Origin of the sequence: Bacillus sp. FSL R10-2780 (assembly GCF_038006125.1) — a bacterium.
GTDB lineage: Bacteria > Bacillota > Bacilli > Bacillales > Bacillaceae_G > Bacillus_A > Bacillus_A cereus_U.
The window spans coordinates 1,954,329-1,970,389 of sequence record NZ_JBBOUQ010000001.1 but is presented as its reverse complement, the minus strand read 5'-3'; the positions used below and the strand labels follow the sequence as shown (position 1 = coordinate 1,970,389).

Below are 16,061 nucleotides of genomic sequence, written 5' to 3'. Positions count from 1 at the left end.
TATGTCAAAGTGGCAATCTAAAGAACAATTGGTTCAATTATTAAGCAATCTTGTTGAAATTCCTAGTATTACAGGTTCAGAGGCTGAAGTTATATTGCCAGACTTTGTTGTAGAACAATTATCTGACTTACAGTATTTTAAACAAAATCCGCATCATTTGCAAAAAAATCCGACCGGGGATGGAAGATATTTTGTTACAGCGCTAGTAAAGAAAAGTGATAGTACGAAAAATACCGTAATTCTTGTTAGTCACTTTGATGTTGTAGATGTACAAGATTACGGAGTGTGGAAAGAAGATGCATTTAACCCTAAAAAGTTAACATCTATGTTTTATTCTCATAAAGATGAGCTACCAGATCACGTACGTGAAGATATAGAACAAGGAGATTGGCTATTTGGTAGAGGAACAATGGATATGAAATGTGGTCTAGCTTTACAAATGGCAATGGTTGAGCAAGCTTGTGAAGGAAGATTTGATGGGAATGTTCTTTTATTAGCTGTTCCAGATGAAGAAGTGAACTCTGTAGGGATGAGGGCTGCTGTTCCGAGATTATTAGACTTAGCAAGAGAACATGACTTAGAGTATAAAACGGTTCTAAATTCAGAGCCTATGTTTTCAAGGCATCCTGGTGACCAAAATAAGTATATTTATACTGGTTCTATTGGTAAGGTGTTACCTGGTTTCCTTTGCTATGGAAAAGAGACACATGTAGGCGAACCTTTTGCAGGATTAAATGGGAGTTATATGGCTGCATTATTAACAGCAGAATTAGAGTTGAATACGGACCTTTGTGATATTGTAGATGGTGAAGCGAGTCCACCACCAACTAACTTGCTTCAAAGAGACTTAAAGGAGGATTATTCTGTACAAATTCCTCATCGTGCTGTCACATTATTTAACTTGTTTTTACTAGAAAAAACGATGACAGATGTAGTTTCATTATTACGTCAAAAAGTAACGAAAGTAGCAGAGAAAATCGAAGAATCGTATGAGGAGCGAGCGTATCATTTTTCTAAGCATAATCCGTTCATACCGCCTAATCTCAAAGTAAATGTATTAACGTATGAAGAGCTTATCACTTATGCAATTGAACAACATGGAAGAGAAAAAATAGATGAAATTCAATCTAATATTATAAAAAATAGAGAAGATAAAGATGATCGTGCGGTAACCATTGATTTAGTAGACAAATTATCTATCTTATGTAAAGAAAAGGCTCCGATGATTGTACTTTTCTTTGCTCCGCCGTACTATCCAGCTGTGAGTTCACGCAACAATCCTTTAATTAAAGAGGTAGTTGTAGAAATGGAAAAGTATGCCCACTATAATCATAGTATTACATTTGAAAATCAAAATTATTTTGGAGGAATTTCAGATTTGAGCTATGTGGGCTTGCAGTACCCATTGGATTCAATGAGTTCCCTTGTAGACAATATGCCATTATGGGATAAAGGTTATTCGATTCCACTTCAGGAATTAGAAGAGTTTGACGTTCCAGTATTAAATATGGGGCCAGTAGGAAAAGATGCACATCAATGGACGGAGCGTCTGGACATAAATTACGCATTTGAAACGCTATTAGATATGTTACCTATATGTATTGAAAAATTACTTGTTTCTAATAAAGTTACACAGTCATAGTGTTTGCATAAGAGAGAGGAAAGGACCGTAGTGATACGGTCTTTTTTGTTTAATGAATAGTGTGTAACCTTAGATTTATGAAAATGTGACGGTACCTCATTTATTAATGTTACTTGATAAGTAGAGAAATGGGGGGGAATTGTGATGTAAGAATTTTCTTTTCCTCTTTTTTATATTAATTATTGAACATAAAAAGCTTTAGGACTTTGCAGAGCTTTTTCTACCTCTTCTTGTGTGAGAATAGGATTGGGAATTCCTGGTACTATCGGAAGCGTTAGATCATTTTCTTCGTTACTATGACCTGTAGGATCATTTGGAGAACAAGGTGCTGTGCTTTCTATATTGTTTCCTACCATTCTAGCAAATAATGCATGTCCGATTTCATGAGCAAGTAACAAATGATCTGCTTCATCAGTGACAACAATATTAGCTTGAAAATCAGTTATTTCACCATTCTGAACAATCGGTACATACGAAGTGCACCCAGAGCTTTCTCCATCTGCTAATCTATTTCCTCCGACAAAAAATAATCCAATCCATTGGTTAATTCCTTGAGTATATGGGAGTAAATTATTTAAAGTATCTGGATTAAAACAGTCAATTTTATCTGCGGAATACTCTTCATTGGTATAGGCAAATCAATAGTCTTGAGCTCCTATAAACATTTGAGCAAGTCTATCATTACTACTATTGGCATTTTGGGCAACAAATATATTTAAGCCTACATAATATGCCATTTACTTATCTCCTTAAAATAGATTCGCAATAAACTATTTAGAGAGAGTAGATATGGCTTGTACACTTTTTGTAACGGTATTTGCTGAGTTTTTGTATAATATAATCATGTGAAGTTAACATAACTTATTGTATCAATAGTATATATTTGCGTAGAATATCCATTTTAAGGTTTTGAAGTACCCCCCTAAATGAAAAATTTATTTCTCTAAAGTTAGTTACTTAGTGAAGTCTGCTCATTTTTTCGTATTAGGGAAGAAGGTACTTTTTAACTTGATGGGTATGGGGTAGTACCCCTTTTAGCAAAACCGGAGTGGGAATGATGAGTATAAATAGTTTTGTGGGATTGATAAAGGACGAATTATTAAAAGAGGTAAGCATAAGAAGTGAGGATGAATTCGAGCCTGTAGTAGTTAAAGATATTCCTAGACTTTGGAAGTGTTTAGGGACAGGTAATTATGCCGCAGTATTTATGCACAAAGAATACAAAGATTGGGTAGTGAAAGTTTACGCGCGAGAAGGAGAAGGAATTGAAAAAGAGTCAGAAGTATACCGAAGAATCGGAAATCATCCTTCTTATTCGAATCTTATATATAAAGGGGGAAATTTCATAGTATTGAAACGTTTAAAAGAAATTACCTTATACGATGCTATTCATAAGGGGATTAAAATTCCTAAGCAGGTAATCCTTGATATCAATGAAGCTATAGAGTATGCAAGGGAACAAGGATTAACTCCTTGTGATGTTCACGGGAAAAATGTGATGATGGAAAACGGAAGGGGATATGTAGTCGATGTATCTGATTTCTTAAAAACAAAAGAAGATAGTAAGTGGAGAGACTTAGAAAAGGCATATTTTACATTTTACTTGCCTTTCATTTATAAATTGCCTTTCCCTGTTAAAATACCGTATTTCATGTTAAACATTGTTAGACGTTCATATAGAAAATATAAGAAGCTTAAACAGAAATTCAAATTGTAAAAGGACCACATACTTATCTTTAGGTTAGATAAGTGAACCACTAGTAAACAAAAGGACCGTACATTTTAGATATGTCTAATATGTACGGTCCTAATTTTATAACTTCATGAAGTAATTTATTTATAAAATGATTGTAACATTTGTATATAATACTGATATTATTATGAGAAGTAAATCTTCTTGTTTTAATAGAATATACCCATTTCAGTACATTTCATTTTAAACATATTGATGTACTATAGTTCTAAACAAATCACAATAATGAATTAGAAGGGGAATAAACTATGTACACAGACTCAATTGAGTATTAAAATTTTAATCTAATTTACCTTTGCATAGATGCAGGTATCAGTTAGTTTTTTACCGTCAGCTGAAAGATCTTCATTACGTAATATCCCTTCAAGCTCAAAACCTAGTTTTTCAGGGATCATACGACTTTTAGTGTTATTAGATTCACATCGTATTTCAATCCTTCTAAATTTGAGTAACTGAAATCCAAGGTTTGTTAACTCACTTACTGCTTCTGTCATATATCCCTTGCCACTAAATTGCGTGTTAATCCAGTATCCAATTTCACATTTAGAAATCTTCCAATTAATTCCGTGAAGGCTAGCAGTTCCAATAAAATCATTAGTACCTTTATGATAGATAAGATAGCGAAAGCTTTCTCTTTTCAAAAAATCTATATGGGCATTTCTCAGGATAATTTCCGTTTCTTCAACAGTAGGAATTGACTGGAATAAAAGCAACCATTGTTTTAACTCATTAATTGAATCCTTAATAGCTTGGTATACTACATTCCCGTCATCAGCTTGAAGTGGCGCTCGAAGAATTAGTCTGTCTGTTTCTATTTGTAACGGAACATCTAATAAAATAGGATTCATATAATTTCTCCTCTCAAAAACTTTAAATTATGACATAACAAAAAAACTTTCACCCCAAGGAAATAATTCTTGAGGACGAGAGTGTACCACCTCAGTTTGTTGATATGTCACCATATCAACCTCTTCGGTTACGTTACTATAATAAATAAATTAAAAAATACCCTAGCTCACTAACAGGAGATCCTGTCACAGCATCACTATAAGTTATTATAGAACCGTGCGAAGCTCCTAGTCTTTCTTCATTAAGAACTTGATATGCAGCAATACAGTAAAGCTTATCTCCCATAAAGGGACCTCCTAAAAATTAGTAAACAATAAATATATATTCAATTAATCGCTTAGAAATCCCTTTTCACATATTGAAAACTAAACTGCCAGTTGGTACAAAAAATGGCTACCGAAGCAGCCTTAGGTTGTTCAAATAATGCATTCGTTAGTTGAATAAGGAATTATTATTTTTCATTTATCGGCTTCTAATTTTTGTCTTTTGTATAATGGGGTAGCGTCACATCGCCATCAAGTTAAGAAAAGCAAATACCCCAAAACGAAAAAATGAGCTTTTTTGTTACAAGTTAGTACAAAATTTCGTTCTGGGGGTACTATAAAATTTTAGCTTGATGGCATGGGGCTAATTCGTGTTTTTCGGCTCTCGAATGAAACAACTTTATTATTAATTTAAAAATCCATTTTCTATGACACAACTAGATTTCCAAATAACTTTGAAAGCTTTCTGTCATTCAAATATACAGAAGGCTACTGTGTTTTTTGAGCTGAAATTAAACAACTTTATTATCATTACACAGGGAGGAGGTTAAGCAATGAGAGCACCATATCAAGTATTGGTATTTCCTTATATAAAAACTGACGATTCTATTCAATATGCTATTTTTAACCGAAGTGATTATGGTTATTGGCAAGGAATAGCTGGTGGTGGAGAAGATGGTGAGACTCCGATTGAATCAGCAAAACGGGAAGCGTTTGAAGAGGCTGGTATTATAAGAGAATGTCCATATATAAAATTAGATTCTGTGTCTTCACTACCAGTAGAGGATGTAGTTGGAGGATTCCTTTGGGGAGAAGATGTTTATGTAATAAAAGAATTTTCTTTTGGAGTTAAAGTGCCTACAAAAAATATTTCATTATCCAAAGAGCACTTCAATTTTAAATGGTTATGCTTTGAGGAAGCAGTAACGCTTTTGAAATGGGATAGCAACAAAACAGCATTGTGGGAATTAAACAAAAGGCTATTAAAACAATTAAATTGTTAGCTAACAAAGACATTAGTAGTATAAGAATGAAACAACTTAAAAAATCCTTGCTACATTTCATATGCAGCAAGGATTTTATTTTTCTTAGCGTGTTTTTTTTCCGAAATGCTGGTGATACCCTATGCCCATCAACCTAATCAGAATAACTTTCCACAAAACGAAAAAAATGGGCTAAGTTCTCATAAATAACCGTAGAGATATCAAATTTTCGTTTTGGGGAACATTTAATTTCTTAAGTTGATAGCGATGTGGTGGGGCCCCATTATGGTCTTAATTCAAAATTGATTTTAATAATATGTTCTTGCCTACACACCAAGCGACCATCTATTTTTCTTTACATAATCTCCAGATACAGTCCATATCAACTATAGATTCTTGTCTTATGCTAAATGTAATCAAAAAGTAAGTAGATAAAGATAATGACTAAAACATTAACTCTAGATACTTTTTTGATGAATATTACAAATAAACAGGAGGTAATGAAAGATGTTTAAAACATTATTAGCAGGAGCACTTTTAAGTACAGGATTGGTAGCGGGGGGTGCAGTAGGTGCAGATGATGCGAAAATGGACAATTTAAAATCAAATGAAGATAGTTCAAATCAAGTAATTACACGGAGTGCAGATGGAACAACGTCTTTCTCACAAAACTTTGATGTACCTAAAGATGCAGTGCCAGCAACTCCTAAAGGAGATGCAAAAACTGTTGAAAGAACAGAAGGTACAGGTTCTCAAGAAGGAAAAATGGTACCAACAAAAGAAGGAAATTAAATACTATATAGTTATAACGAAGAGCATCCAAAAAGTGGTGCTCTTTTTATATTATAGGGATCAACTGGTTTTACTCAATATAGAACTGTAGAGGGAATTCAAGCTAGAATATGGGTTACTGTCTCTTCAAATTATGGTGTTTGAAGCACTAGTTTTGGTGGTAACGTTACAACATAAACATTTTATTAGAGATTTTTTAAATTTACACACACTCTAGATAGACTACATATCAACTTCAGATACTTGTTTTATGATACAAGTAATCAAACAAAAGGAGGGCAATACAAAATGATTAAAACAGTATTAACAGGGCACTCTTTTAGGTACAGGAGATTATTAACAGGTGGAGAAAATGTTGAAGATGTGCAGACAGATAAACATATTCCATATGAACAAAATGAATTGCAGCAAACTCTAGAAAAGTACGATTCAAAGAAATTTGAGTTATAAAAAGAAAATAGATAAATTGACAAGAGAAAAGCACTTTGTGTATATCACAGGTGCTTTTCATTTTGATATAGGGCTTGAATTAAATTTTTACACTAAAATATATACGGCAAAAAGGGGGGAGTTCATTGCACAAAGTTATTTATGGAATATTAATTTTAATTTATACTTTGTATTCATTTTTTGTAAGTGATGGAAGTGAAGTAAGGTTTATTATGGTGTTAACTATAGTACTTATCTTTTCTGTGGTTTTAGAAAAAGGAAATGCAAACAAAACGACTGATTAAAGGTCGTTTTGTTTGCATTTTTTAGTTGGCTATTAAAGTCCAGATGTTTTAGGGATAGCACCAACTCGCCATCAATCTTAAAGAACGATTTATCCCCAAACAATAAATACGAGCAACATGCACAAAATTTTCGTTCTGGGGGTGTTTACTTTTCTTATTTATTCTATTTAACAAAAGCACCTTTTTGTTTGAATGTATTATTTCACAAATTCCCCGTCATAGAAATAACTTTATTATGATTTACAGTTTACAATGACTGAAATTCATATTAATAAAGACCTCCATTTACGATTCGAACTTTGCATATGAATTGCTAATCAAGTAATAAATCGGACTTAAATACGATTACAGCATTTCCTGCAATTCTTACTTCCTCTGGTTCCTGATTACAAATTTTCACTTGAACATCAATGATACCCGCCCGTTTTATAGCTTCGCCCTGCACTGCTTTAAAACTAAATAAAGTATTATCATGTTTGACAAGTCTATGATGTATCAAGTATGCGCCTAAAGGACCGTTCGCATTACCTGTAACAGGGTCTTCGTTAATACCAATTGCAGGAGCAAACATTCTTCCATGAATTAAAATATCAGAGTCGGGAGCATTCATCGTAAACACATAGAAACCATTGCAATTAATTAATCCACTGACTTTTGTGAGTAAATCCATATTAGGGTTTAATTGGTTAAGAAGTTCCGAATTTTTAATTCCAATCATCACCTTAGAATGCCCGGTTGAAACGATTTGTACTGGACAATCTTCTAATAAATCATTTTCACTAATATTGAAAGCTGTAAATATATTCTCTAAAGCTACACCTTCAATCACAGTTTCAAAACTTATACTACCCTGCGTCATAATAATTTTGTAATCATTATCTTCATTAATCACATCGACTGGTAAAATGCCGGCACCAGTTTTATGATAAACTTTAACTGTATTTAAACTATTTTCAACTGCACGAGCATAGTGGGCAGCAATCGTCGCATGTCCACAGATAGGGACCTCATGAGTAGGCGTAAAAAAACGAATATGTACATCAGATTCGCTATTGTCTGATTTAAAGATAAATGCCGTTTCCGAATTGTTAAGCTCTCTAGCAATCCTCTGCATCTCACCCGAGGATAAACCATCTGCATTTGTTATTACACCAGCCGGATTACCTGATAATTTTTTCTTCGTAAATGAATCAATTTGATATAATCGGTACTTTCTTTCCATGTCATTTTCCACCTTTAATATATTTAATTTTTGGTCCTTTATACTATCTTTAATTCTTATTATATTAAAGTTCCCCCGTTGCTTCTATAAGGAGCTTGATAGAAATGTGGCGATACCCCATCGCTATCAAGCTAATAAAAAGAAATGCCCCTAAAATGAAAAAATGCGCTATTCTTTCTGTAGAATCATAGGAAAGGATGGCGTTTTTGGTTCTGGTGCAAAAAATCTCTTAAACTTGGACATACTGATATTACTACTCTACAAAAGGTGTGTGATCAGTATGGAAAAGGAGAATTTTTTCAAATGGAAGCATTATCAGCCTGAACTAATCTTATTAACAGTAAGGTGGTACCTACGGTACAATTTGAGCTTTCGTAACCTGGTGGAAATGATGGAGGAAAGAGGATTATCAATTGCTCACACAACGATTATGCGCTGGGTTCATCAATATGGACCTCAATTAGAAGAGAAAGTACGACATCATCTTAAGTCAACAAATGACTCTTGGAGAGTCGATGAAACATATATCAAAGTAAAAGGGCAATGGATGTATTTATATCGTGCAGTCGATTCAGAAGGGGATACAATTGATTTTTATCTAAGTCAATCAAGAGATAAACAAGCAGCCAAGCGCTTTTTCAAGAAAGCCTTGGCTTTTTCGTACGTTTCTAAACCTCGCGTGATAACAGTAGATAAGAATCCTGCCTATCCTGTAGCGATTCAAGAGTTGAAAGAAGAGAAACATATGCCTGAAGGTATACAACTAAGGCAAGTTAGATATCTCAATAATATAGTGGAACAGGATCATCGTTTTATTAAGAAACGCGTGCGTTCTATGTTGGGATTCAAGTCATTTAAAACAGCAACCTCTATATTGAGTGGTGTTGAAGCCATGCATATGATGAAAAAAGGACAACTTCACTCACAGGTGAAGTCTGCCCAAAATGAAGTTAGGTTCATACATAAATTGTTTGGAATTGCATCATAATCTGCCATTGAACAGTCTATGTAGGTTTCTATGTCTCTATCAAATGATTTTTGCACCAGAACCAAAATTACAACTTCTGAAGGGCACAACTCTCTTTATATCAGAGCCTTCACTCGGGTCTATAAGTTCTTTTTTGATTTATACGATACAAGAATAGAATTTGAGAAAGATGTCTGGGATGTGAGGAAAATACCGAATGCTTGTTATTCCAAACACCATTCCGCATATCTTCTTCGATTTGATAGAGTTCATCCTGTTTACAGAGAGACGGTGAAAAAATATTTTAAATATGCAATAACTTATTTGAGCCAATCAGAGCTAAACATTAAATTAACTGGGATAAGATATTTCACAGAATTCTTACAGAGGAATCACCCTGATTGGAATAACTTGACTACTTTAAAGAGATCACATATTGAAGAGTATTTGATTTATTTCAATCAGAGTTTTGGGGATTTTTCAGTTGGCAGAAAAGGCAAATACCTATACTCAATAAAAGCTTTCATAGAGTATCTTCAACGTTCGGAACACCCCGAATCTCCTACTATACCTGTTTCTGCTTTGTTTTTTAAAGAAGATTTTCCTAAGCAACGAAGACAAAATGAAAATGGGATCAAATATATTCCTGACACTATTATGAGTCAGTTAGAAATGATATTAAGTCAGAATTTTGATAGGCTTAACCCTCCCATGAAGGAGAATGATAAAGAATATATCCCTATCGTGATTTTGCTCATGGCTACTGGTTGGCGGATAAGCGATATAACATTGTAGATCAACACGGAAATATTTACCACTTTGAAAACCATGCTTTCCGCCACACCAAAGGTGTGGAGTTGATTAACCTAGGTATGAATCTGACTCATATTATGAAATGGTTTGCTCATTCTTCTCCTGAAATGACACTCATCTATGCCGAGATTCAAGATGATACACTAAGAAGAGAATGGGAAAAAGCACAAGAAAAAAAAGGTCCTCTCCTTCGTATTAATTTGGATAAGGGTCAAGTCAATGAGATGACTATGGATGAAGACCTGATCCATTGGGAGTACATACTCAGTAATGTAGAGGCGGTACGAGTACCTCTTGGGTTTTGCTTGGCTTCTAAAAAAGAAGGTTGTCCATATGTGGTGACGCCCTGCTTGACTTGTCCAAACTTCTGCACAAATCCTGATAATCTGCTTAACTTTGAAAAAGAAATTCAGCGTGTCGAAGAGCATATCAAGATGACACAAAACTACCCAATCTACAATGAGAAGACCAAGGAACAACTAGATAATCTCATCAAGATTAGAGATCAACTTGCCGAAGGGAAGTCTCATCGAGGAGATGGCGCAAAGAAAATCCTATTTGATGCTCAAATCACTAAAGAAAAAGGTGTATTACAATGAAACATAAACGATCTACAGACGCCATTGTGGCCCTAGCTAAGATGAAGAGCGAAGAAACGGCTCAACAGGTTGAGCAGGCAATCAAACAGTTGATTAAAAAAAATGAGCGTATTAACTTCAACTCCGTTTCGGTGGAATCAGGGGTTTCTAAGTCTTACTTATATAACCATCCCAATTTTCGAAGTCGAATTGAAATGCTTCGTAAACAATGGCAACAGTCACCTGGAGCTGTAAAACGCCAAATGAGCGATGAGAGTAAGGATGCAATGATTCAATTATTACGTGAGCGCATTAAGGAACTGGAGGGTGAAAATAAGCGATTGAAAGGAGAAAATAAACGACTATATGGTAAAATATATGAAAAGGTTTAATACGTTGCCCGTTAAATAAATGCAACGGAAAAGCTGGCTTGTTTTTCTTTGATCTTCAAGAATCGGGCCATTTAACTGAAAAAGAATTAAACAAAGGAGACAGGATGAATACAAAATTAATTTTGATCGAAGGTTTACCCGGATCAGGAAAAACAACTATTGCAAAACTTGTACACGAGCTTTTGAAAAAACAAGGGTTGGATGCCCAACTCTTTTTAGAAGGCAATTTAGATCACCCTGCTGATTATGATAGTGTCGCTTTTTTTGATAAAAACGAATATAGAAGACTTCTAGAAGAATACCCTGAGTACCAAAAAATGCTAAAAAATAACGTGGTGATGAAAGGAAACGGATATTTTATTCCGTATGTTAAAATCAAGGAAAAATATGGGGAACAAATACCTCATCAGCTATTCAATGAAATTTGCACTCGTGATATTTATGAACTTTCATTTAAAAAAAATACAGAACTCATAACGGAAAGTTGGAAGGACTTTGGTGAAAAGGCACTTCATGAAGATTCACCTTATGTATTTGAATGTTGTTTTATGCAAAACCCATTGACTATCGGATTGGTCAAATATAATAGATCGATGGAAGAGGTTTCAGGCTACGTTTTAGGGTTAGCCGAGAATATAAAAAGTTTAAATCCGTTATTAATATATGTGGATCAAAACAACCTTGAAACATCCTTTAAAAAAGCTTTAGATGAACGGCCAAAAGCATGGTCGGAGGGGTTTATCGAATATTATACTGAACAAGGTTACGGGGAAAGCCACAAATTATATGGAGTAGATGGAACTATTAAGGTGTTAGAGGCTATGAAGTTGCTCGAAAAAGAAATCTACGACAATCTTGATATGAAGAAAATTTGGCTTGATAATTCCCAATTCAATCTAGGCAAGACCAAGGAAATATTAAAAGATGAACTAGAAGATATTTTTAAATAATGTTTAACAAACGGGCGCAATCCTTGAAAAAGGATAAGCGCTTATTTTATACTCTGATCCCCGTTACTAAAATAGAAAAGACAGGGAGAATTTTTTATTGATAATATATCGTCATTTGCGATGTAATCGTATTATACGATTAATGTAGGAGCGTGGTTTAATGATTCAAAATATAAATAATTACTTTTCCGATATTTACTTCAATTTACATCCTAAGCAAGAGGAAGCCATTTCGCATCAAAGTGTTCGTATTTTACAAACGGTTCAGAAAAAGCAATATGTTATGATTCGTGACATTGCTGAGCAATTATCAATTTCACACAATACAGCTTCGGAACATGTAAAAAAATTAGTGGGTAATGGATGGTTGTATAAAGAAAGGTCGGAAGAAGACCAACGTAAGGTGTATCTACATTTAACAGAAATAGGTTCCGCAATATTAAAGAAGAATACAGAGTTAGATGAAAATAAACTGCAAGCTGCACTTACCAGGTTATCGGCTAATGAAAGGGAAATGGTAGTTGAAGCATTTCGTATTTTAAGTGAGGTATCAAAATAAATGTATTTGCTAATAAAAATTATAAGTTCAGCTGCCATTATTGGCATCGTAACAGAATTGGCTAGGCGATTCCCTGTATATGGAGGCATTGTAGCTGCTCTTCTTTTAATCAGCATCCTAAGTATTATTTGGCTAACAATTCAAGGAGAATCTACTCAAAACATCAACAAATTTACACTTGGCGTTTTAGTAGGATTTCCTGCAACAGCGATAATGCTGTTTGTGATCTATATCGCATTAAAGCAATCTGTTCATTTAGTTCTAGCGATTTCACTAGGAATAGCTGCTTGGGGATTATTTTTAATAGGCCAAAAGTTTATGATGGGAGCATTTATTTCGTAAAAAGTTGATTATACTGGGGGGCGCTACTATTCCGTAATCGGGCGCGTTTGCCGAACAAAGGCAATCGCACTAATTTTATCAAAGGCTTTATTCATACGGAGGATATTTTTAAAAGTTCCTCCCAAGTTCTTTTGCTTTTTTTCGATATCGTGCCATAAAAACAAATTGTTTTCCCGTAATTTCTTTAAAACAACAAATGTTTTAATAACTTCATATTACAACAATTGTTGTTTTAACTCGAGTAGAACTTAAGGTGAAGAGTGCGATTGTTGAACAACATAAACTAAACTGGCTTTCTACTTTGTGTTCATATAACCAAAGTAGGAGGCCTTATTTATTCTATATTTTCTTCATTTTAGTCTTGATTTGTTTTTACCCAATTTAGGTTTCATCCAGATGCCAAGAGAGTTGCGCAGATTTGTTTTTCTTTTTCCAAATCTGATAAATAAGATTACCATATTCATGAACCCATCGCATGATAGTTGTAGGGTGTACGGAAATCCCACGTTCTTTCAAAATCTCAGATACATCCCGATAGTTTAAAGAAAAACGACAGTAGTAGCCAGCGGCTACCAAAATAAAATCTTTCTTGAACTGTTTCCCATTAAAATATTGCATGTATGATTCTCCTCGTTCCTTTTTCTAGAGTGTACCCTAGTTAGAAAACTTTGTAATAGAACCCATACGATACTAGCTGTAATCATTAATGTATTCAACTTTGTACCAATTTTACTGTTTTTTAGAGCTGACATTAAACCGAATTTTATTAAATCTTCATATTAAGTTATACATCTTATAACGAAAAATAACAAATAACGACATGTTTTTTAGAAATATTGTTATTTGTTGCTTATTTATCTTTTATTTGTTGTTTATTCGTTGTTTATTCGTTGTTTATTCGTTGTTTATTTGTTGTTTATTTGTTGGTTTTTGTCATGGGTAAATATGTAATTATGCATATCTAAATAAAGGGGATCGATATGCAGAGTGTGATTAAATTATATTAAACAAAATTCAAATTATATTAGCTATTTTTTATATAGTTAAAATAACTCCTTTTTAACTAATTATATCAAGTTGTAACTGCTGTAATTACTTAAATTATATTAAAAAATCATTTTATAAGTATAATATTTTCATTCACATTAATACTCGATAGTCGAATTATTGAATATAATCGACAAAATTCTACTATTTACGTATTAAAAAATTGATGTTTTAATAAAGGTGCAATTGGTATGACCACTCGAGGGGGAGAAGATTGCAATAATAAATGTGCACTAAAGTTGCAAGTAACATTATGTCGAAATTAATTATCGCAATATTCGTTCATTTCTAAAAGGGTCTAGAATCTCAAAAGTATCACATTTGAAAAAGTGTTTTAAGTTTCTACATAGCAAAAATGATTTTATTCCGTAATAAAAGTATAAGCAATGTACAGTATAATTTCATCTTTTGTAATCTTGTAGGGCCTTGCCGACAAAACTAGGAGAGATATTATGAAATTATTATCAAAAAGGTCATGGCAGGGTTAGCTTTAGGAACAATGAGTTTATCTATCTGGGCTCCTGTAAGTCAAGCAGCAACTCCAGAGAAAAATCAATATTATACTATTCATTTGACAGCTAATTCAAATATAGGTGATGAACTTTTATTGTTTACTTGTGAAAAACATAGTATTTAAATGAGGGGGAAGTAAGGTCCTTACATTCTATAAAAAGTAAATAATAACGAGGGTTTAACACTCTCTATCCGAAAGAATTCTCCTTCCTCAAGTATGTGCAAGAAAAGAGCCTAGCGTTAGGTCGTTCAAGATGTATGTATAAGATTATAAACAGACAATAGTGAAGAGGTGTACGGAATGAAAAATAAAATAATTAAAGGTTTTTTAATAACATCAATAGTAACTGGGGCGACTATTCCTATCAATACTCTCGCAATGCCAATCGTTCAGGCAGAAACGCAACAAGAGAATACGGATATTTCCTCATCCTTACGAAAATTAGGTGCACAATCTAAATTAATCCAAACATATATTGATCAAGCTTTAATGAGTCCTAATGTACAGCTTGAGGAAGTCCCAGCTTTAAATACAAATCAATTCCTAATCAAGCAAGATATGAAGGAATGGTCATCAGAACTTTATCCGCATTTAATTCTATTAAATTCAAAAAATAAAGGGTTTGTAACTAAGTTTAATAGCTATTATCCAACATTAAAAGCATTTGTAGACAATAAAGAAGATAAAGAAGGTTTTGTAGATAGACTTGAAGTTCTTCAAGAAATGGCTATGACGAACCAAGACAATGTACAACGTCAGATTAATGAATTAACAGATCTTAAATTACAGATTGATAAAAAACTTAAAGATTTCGATACTGATGTGACAAAAGCACAGGATGTACTAAGTTCAGATGGAACAGGGAAAATAGACCAGCTAAAAAATGAATTACTAAATACAAAAAAAGCAATTCAAAATAATTTACAACAAATAGCATTAGTACCAGGAGCTTTAAATGAACAAGGATTTGTTATTTTCAAAGAAGTCTATAGTCTTTCAAAAGAAATCATTGAACCGGCTGCACAAGCAGGGTTGGCAGCGTATAACAAAGGAAAAGAAATTAATAACTCTATTTTAGAAGCAGAGACAAAAGCAGCGCAAGAAGCGAAGGAAAAGGGTAAGACTGCTTTAGAGATTGAATCGGTAAAAAAAGCAGCTCGTGAAGCAATTGAGAAAAGCAAACAAGGTGAAATAGCTGCAGCTGCAGCCGCAAAAACGCAAGAGTATGACTTGATGAAAGCTATTGATACTGAAAAAATTAAGAAAACATTTGGTGCCTTCGCTGAAATGAATAAACTAACAGCAGAACAGCGAGCACATTTAGATGATTTAGAGAAACAAAACCAAAAGTTATATGATTTAACAACGAAACTATCAATAGCAGATTTACAAAAATCAATGCTTCTTCTTATGCAAAATGATTTGCATACGTTTGCAAATCAAGTAGATGTAGAACTTGATCTAATGAAACGCTATAAAGAAGATTTGAATCTAATAAAAAATAGTATTACAACTTTATCTACTAATGTTGATACTACTAACCAGGAGTCTCAAAAAGATACATTAAGAAGATTAAAAAACATGACAAGTTATCTTGAAGAGCAGGTTTATAAATTTTAATATTAGGAATTAATAAAAACATGAAGGTTATAAGAATCTAT

Annotated in this window: 18 protein-coding genes and 2 pseudogenes; 15 read left to right on the top strand and 5 right to left on the bottom strand. The window is 33.5% G+C overall.

The genetic code is table 11. The annotated features are described in order from the left end of the window. Position 1: 1 nt before the first annotated feature. Positions 2–1,642 (top strand): M20 family metallopeptidase, encoded by a 1,641-nt coding sequence (locus NSQ47_RS10270; protein ID WP_341036787.1) that lies wholly within the window; start codon positions 2–4, stop codon positions 1,640–1,642. A gap of 179 nt (positions 1,643–1,821) precedes the next feature. Here NSQ47_RS10270 and NSQ47_RS10265 read toward each other — a convergent pair whose 3' ends face one another. After that, positions 1,822–2,040 carry a hypothetical protein gene (locus tag NSQ47_RS10265; protein ID WP_341036786.1) on the bottom strand — a complete coding sequence of 73 codons (219 nt, stop codon included), beginning with the start codon at positions 2,038–2,040 and terminating at the stop codon, positions 1,822–1,824. 659 nt (positions 2,041–2,699) lie between these two features. Between NSQ47_RS10265 and NSQ47_RS10260 the strand changes: the two genes are divergently transcribed. Continuing rightward, entirely contained in the window at positions 2,700–3,359 is a 660-nt protein-coding gene (locus tag NSQ47_RS10260; protein ID WP_341036784.1) for a serine/threonine protein kinase, read from the top strand. 320 nt (positions 3,360–3,679) lie between these two features. On the opposite strand, the gene NSQ47_RS10255 is transcribed toward NSQ47_RS10260, so the two are convergent. Then, positions 3,680–4,243: a GNAT family N-acetyltransferase gene (locus NSQ47_RS10255; RefSeq protein ID WP_341036782.1), complete on the bottom strand. Its 564-nt coding sequence runs from the start codon at positions 4,241–4,243 to the stop codon at positions 3,680–3,682. A 136-nt stretch (positions 4,244–4,379) separates the two neighbouring features. Continuing rightward, positions 4,380–4,529, bottom strand: a complete 150-nt coding sequence (locus NSQ47_RS10250) for a hypothetical protein (protein ID WP_341036780.1) — start codon at positions 4,527–4,529, stop codon at positions 4,380–4,382. A gap of 532 nt (positions 4,530–5,061) precedes the next feature. Between NSQ47_RS10250 and NSQ47_RS10245 the strand changes: the two genes are divergently transcribed. From NSQ47_RS10245 to NSQ47_RS10230, 4 genes and pseudogenes are all read left to right on the top strand, one after another. After that, positions 5,062–5,511 (top strand): NUDIX hydrolase, encoded by a 450-nt coding sequence (locus tag NSQ47_RS10245; protein WP_088078927.1) that lies wholly within the window; start codon positions 5,062–5,064, stop codon positions 5,509–5,511. A 486-nt stretch (positions 5,512–5,997) separates the two neighbouring features. After that, positions 5,998–6,276 (top strand): annotated as a pseudogene (locus NSQ47_RS10240) (hypothetical protein); the annotation flags it as partial. Positions 6,277–6,570: 294 nt separating this feature from the next. Beyond that, positions 6,571–6,732 (top strand): hypothetical protein, encoded by a 162-nt coding sequence (locus tag NSQ47_RS10235; protein ID WP_165497516.1) that lies wholly within the window; start codon positions 6,571–6,573, stop codon positions 6,730–6,732. 125 nt (positions 6,733–6,857) lie between these two features. Further along, on the top strand, positions 6,858–7,016 hold the full coding sequence (locus NSQ47_RS10230) for a hypothetical protein (protein ID WP_002087303.1): 159 nt from the start codon (positions 6,858–6,860) through the stop codon (positions 7,014–7,016). A gap of 313 nt (positions 7,017–7,329) precedes the next feature. Here the strand turns inward: NSQ47_RS10230 and NSQ47_RS10225 are convergent, their stop codons facing one another. Further along, complete coding sequence (locus NSQ47_RS10225) at positions 7,330–8,238, bottom strand: PhzF family isomerase (protein ID WP_002161204.1); 909 nt, start codon at positions 8,236–8,238, stop codon at positions 7,330–7,332. Between the two features lie 280 nt (positions 8,239–8,518). Here NSQ47_RS10225 and NSQ47_RS10220 point away from each other — a divergent pair, with 280 nt between their 5' ends. The 7 genes from NSQ47_RS10220 to NSQ47_RS10190 all read left to right on the top strand — a co-directional run bounded on the left by NSQ47_RS10220 (position 8,519) and on the right by NSQ47_RS10190 (position 12,839). Continuing rightward, positions 8,519–9,226 carry an IS6 family transposase gene (locus tag NSQ47_RS10220; RefSeq protein WP_341036778.1) on the top strand — a complete coding sequence of 236 codons (708 nt, stop codon included), beginning with the start codon at positions 8,519–8,521 and terminating at the stop codon, positions 9,224–9,226. Between the two features lie 30 nt (positions 9,227–9,256). Then, positions 9,257–10,000: a hypothetical protein gene (locus NSQ47_RS10215; RefSeq protein ID WP_341036777.1), complete on the top strand. Its 744-nt coding sequence runs from the start codon at positions 9,257–9,259 to the stop codon at positions 9,998–10,000. 62 nt (positions 10,001–10,062) lie between these two features. Next, complete coding sequence (locus NSQ47_RS10210) at positions 10,063–10,617, top strand: recombinase XerD (protein WP_341036776.1); 555 nt, start codon at positions 10,063–10,065, stop codon at positions 10,615–10,617. Further along, positions 10,614–10,988, top strand: a complete 375-nt coding sequence (locus tag NSQ47_RS10205; RefSeq protein WP_078181423.1) for a DUF6262 family protein — start codon at positions 10,614–10,616, stop codon at positions 10,986–10,988. Before NSQ47_RS10210 ends, NSQ47_RS10205 begins: the two co-directional genes overlap by 4 nt. Before the next feature lie 104 nt (positions 10,989–11,092). Then, positions 11,093–11,938: a hypothetical protein gene (locus tag NSQ47_RS10200; protein ID WP_341036773.1), complete on the top strand. Its 846-nt coding sequence runs from the start codon at positions 11,093–11,095 to the stop codon at positions 11,936–11,938. Positions 11,939–12,098: 160 nt separating this feature from the next. Continuing rightward, on the top strand, positions 12,099–12,497 hold the full coding sequence (locus NSQ47_RS10195) for a MarR family winged helix-turn-helix transcriptional regulator (protein WP_002199889.1): 399 nt from the start codon (positions 12,099–12,101) through the stop codon (positions 12,495–12,497). After that, positions 12,498–12,839 (top strand): DUF3147 family protein, encoded by a 342-nt coding sequence (locus tag NSQ47_RS10190; protein ID WP_341036771.1) that lies wholly within the window; start codon positions 12,498–12,500, stop codon positions 12,837–12,839. A gap of 384 nt (positions 12,840–13,223) precedes the next feature. On the opposite strand, the pseudogene NSQ47_RS10185 reads toward NSQ47_RS10190, so the two are convergent. After that, positions 13,224–13,457: pseudogene (locus tag NSQ47_RS10185) on the bottom strand (IS6 family transposase); the annotation flags it as partial. A gap of 904 nt (positions 13,458–14,361) precedes the next feature. On the opposite strand from NSQ47_RS10185, the gene NSQ47_RS10180 reads away from it, so the two are divergent. Together NSQ47_RS10180 and hblC are read left to right on the top strand one after the other, a co-directional pair. Continuing rightward, complete coding sequence (locus tag NSQ47_RS10180; RefSeq protein WP_154214316.1) at positions 14,362–14,523, top strand: hypothetical protein; 162 nt, start codon at positions 14,362–14,364, stop codon at positions 14,521–14,523. 177 nt (positions 14,524–14,700) lie between these two features. After that, the gene (gene hblC / locus NSQ47_RS10175) at positions 14,701–16,020 is read left to right on the top strand and encodes a hemolysin BL lytic component L2 (RefSeq protein WP_341036770.1); all 1,320 of its coding nucleotides are present in this window, start codon (positions 14,701–14,703) and stop codon (positions 16,018–16,020) included. The last annotated feature ends 41 nt before the right edge of the window (positions 16,021–16,061 follow it).